Annotated in this window: 2 protein-coding genes, 1 pseudogene and 1 other annotated feature; all 3 genes and pseudogenes read right to left on the reverse strand. The window is 59.6% G+C overall.

Going from position 1 to position 2591, the window contains the following annotated elements:
• On the reverse strand, positions 1–775 hold a 775-nt coding region (locus tag ACIDOCELLA78_RS000000113075), incomplete at its 3' end, for a DUF4158 domain-containing protein (RefSeq protein ID WP_249676903.1).
• 2 nt (positions 776–777) lie between these two features.
• Positions 778–1404 carry a recombinase family protein gene (locus ACIDOCELLA78_RS000000113080; RefSeq protein ID WP_201729867.1) on the reverse strand — a complete coding sequence of 209 codons (627 nt, stop codon included), beginning with the start codon at positions 1402–1404 and terminating at the stop codon, positions 778–780.
• Positions 1405–1682: 278 nt separating this feature from the next.
• Positions 1683–2091, reverse strand: a pseudogene (locus tag ACIDOCELLA78_RS000000113085) (transposase); the annotation flags it as partial.
• Positions 1692–1807, reverse strand: a sequence feature (AL1L pseudoknot). Its footprint overlaps the pseudogene before it by 116 nt.
• Positions 2092–2591: the final 500 nt, after the last annotated feature.

Below are 2591 nucleotides of genomic sequence, written 5' to 3' on the forward strand. Positions count from 1 at the left end.
CGCCCTCGCGCACCAACTGGGCCCAGCGGTCCGGATGAATGTGTACGCGGCGCTGCGGGTCAAGGTGGAACGCCCGGACGAAGCTCAACCGTTCGAGGTGGGCGAGTAGATTCTTCTCGCTCGGCGCCTCCGGCAAGGCCCGCAGCCAGGCGAAGCGGGTTTGCCGGATGGTGGGATCGACGGTGAGCAGCCCGTCGAGTGTGGCCAGCCCCTCCGCCGTGAGACCATCGAGCAGCGCCGCTTCCATCCGGCGCCGCGCGATGACCCGTGCGGCGCGGCCGATCCGGTCGAGCGTATCAGTCGCCGGAAGCACCGACTTGCGCTCCCTGAATGCGGCGATGATCGCCTCGGCAATCGGCTTTCCCAGATCGGTCGCGGCGGCTGTGGTGATCGCTGCCAGAAGTGCTACGCGCCGGTCATCGCGACCGGCCGGATGCAGCCCGAGATGGCGCTGCGCCTCGACCGCGTGCTCGCGCCGGTTCGTGTCACGCCGGGCATACTCGGCCAATGCACCCGGATTGACGCCGATCTGTTGGGCGACGAAGGCGACCATCGGCGCCGGGAACGTCTCACCAGAAAGGATCGCCCGACCGAGATGGCGTAAAAAGCAGAGCTGAATGGTGAGACCGAGACGGTTGTGCGGGGTACGCTTGGCCTGGATCAGATCCAACTCGGCACGGTCGAGCGTGCAGTGCCGGATCAGGCTCTCCTCGTCCGTCGGCATGTCGACAAGAGCGGACCATTGATCGGCTTTGAGCAGAGGGCGGCGCGACACGCTCAATCTCCGGGCTCCTGTTTGAGGTGGATTGCCCATATCCGCTTCACTTGGCTTTCGCTGCACCCAGCCAGATTGGCGGTACGCTTGATCGACTGACCTGCGCCGCGCAACGCGATGATCCGCTGATGGGTGGCGGCATCGGAGATGCGCCCCGCATATTTACCGGCCGTTTTGGCAAGTTGCACACCCTGGCGCTGGCGCTCGCGGCGTGTCTCATAGTCATCGCGCGCCATTTGCAGCGCCAGCTTGAGCAGCAGTTCCTGTATCGATTCCAACACGATCCTGGCCACGCCGTCAGCCTCGGTCGCGAACTCGGACAAATCGACCAGGCCCGGCACGGCCAGTCTTGCCCCCTTGCTCCGGATCGAGCCCACCAGTCTTTGAGCTTCGACCAAAGGAAGTCGGCTGATGCGATCAATTTTCTCCGCGACAACCACTTCACCGGGCTGCAAGTCGGCGATCATCCTGAGAAGCTCGGGTCGGTCGGCGCGGGCACCCGAAGCCTTCTCGCGGTAGACGCCCGCGATGTAATAGCCCGCCGACCGAGTGCTGTGCTCGATTTCAGCTTGGCGGGTGAGGTCCTGCTCGGCAGTGCTGACGCGAAGGTAGATGCGGGCGATTTTCATGGATGGCGGCCAGGATGGGTATACCCATCCTGGCTAATCGCAAACAGCATGGTCAAGAACGGAAAAGCCAATGTAAGTTGGCCATAGCCAAATTGGCTATCCATGTTGGCTATCCCCCCTCGGCTGCGAGCCGCCAGCGAAGCGTTAGCGGCGGCATCCAGGACTTCCTGTTGCGCCCAGATGAGCAAACTGCTGAGAAAATCCGAGCTTCCAGTGTCAGGTTGCTGATTCGTTCTTCAATGTCGTACAGCTACGCACAGTTCTTGGCGTTACCCCTAGTAGGTCGATGGGGCGATCGGCAGGACCCTGCAGATCGGCTCGACCCCATAAGCCCCGCGGTGATCATCGATGAACGAGATCATGGTTTGAACCGGCGGTCGAGCTCCGCCTGGGCAAATATGCCGACGCCTTGCGCAGGATCTCATTCGCCTGGCGAAGCTCGCGGTTCTCGCGTTCCAGTGCCTTCAGCTTCGCCGACACTTCCGACGGAACACCAGGCGAGCGGCCGCTGTCGCGATCCACCTTCTGCACCCATTCACGCAGCGTATGCGGTGAGCAGCCAAACTTCGCGGCTATCGACACCATCGCCGCCCACCGCGAGGGATGTTCGCCCTCGTGCTCCAGCACCATCCGCACCGCCCGCTCGCGGACTTCAGGAGAAAACTTGTTCGTCATCGGACTCGTCATGGCTCCATCCTATTTGGGAGTTGGAGCCTCCGGCAAACCCAGGGCGGTTCAATCTTTTGAATCAAGTTATCCACAGAATGAGTTATCCACAACGGAAAAGTTCAATTTCTTTAATTTCAATTTCAGATGAAAATTTTTGTTAATTATCAATTGATTGTACCGCATTAGTCAGACCAAACGGGCGGTTATCCAGGACTAAGTGGGCGGTCAATTCAGACCAAACGGGCGGCTTATTCAGACCAAACGGGCGTGGTACGACTCGGTACGATTTTTGTGTTGCCAGAGGTGGTAAAATCCCGGTTGTACCGGTCGATACTCCACCCCAAAACGGCTGTAATATGCCTCTTTTGGGCGTTGCGGACTCAAGTAGCCTGGCCAGAAAAATCAATTCAGACCAAACGGGCGGGGTTTAAAATCAACAATGTAATTCAGACCAGACTTGACCTTTGGTCCTGTTCCGGAATAGCCTTCGGTATGAGTCTCACCCTCTCTCAAAAATC

This window comes from Acidocella sp. C78, from assembly GCF_907164655.1.

Excerpts from the sequence above, each read along its gene's own strand:
- ACIDOCELLA78_RS000000113080 (WP_201729867.1), bottom strand. The coding sequence starts at position 1,404 with ATGAAAATCGCCCGCATCTACCTTCGCGTCAGCACTGCCGAGCAGGAC.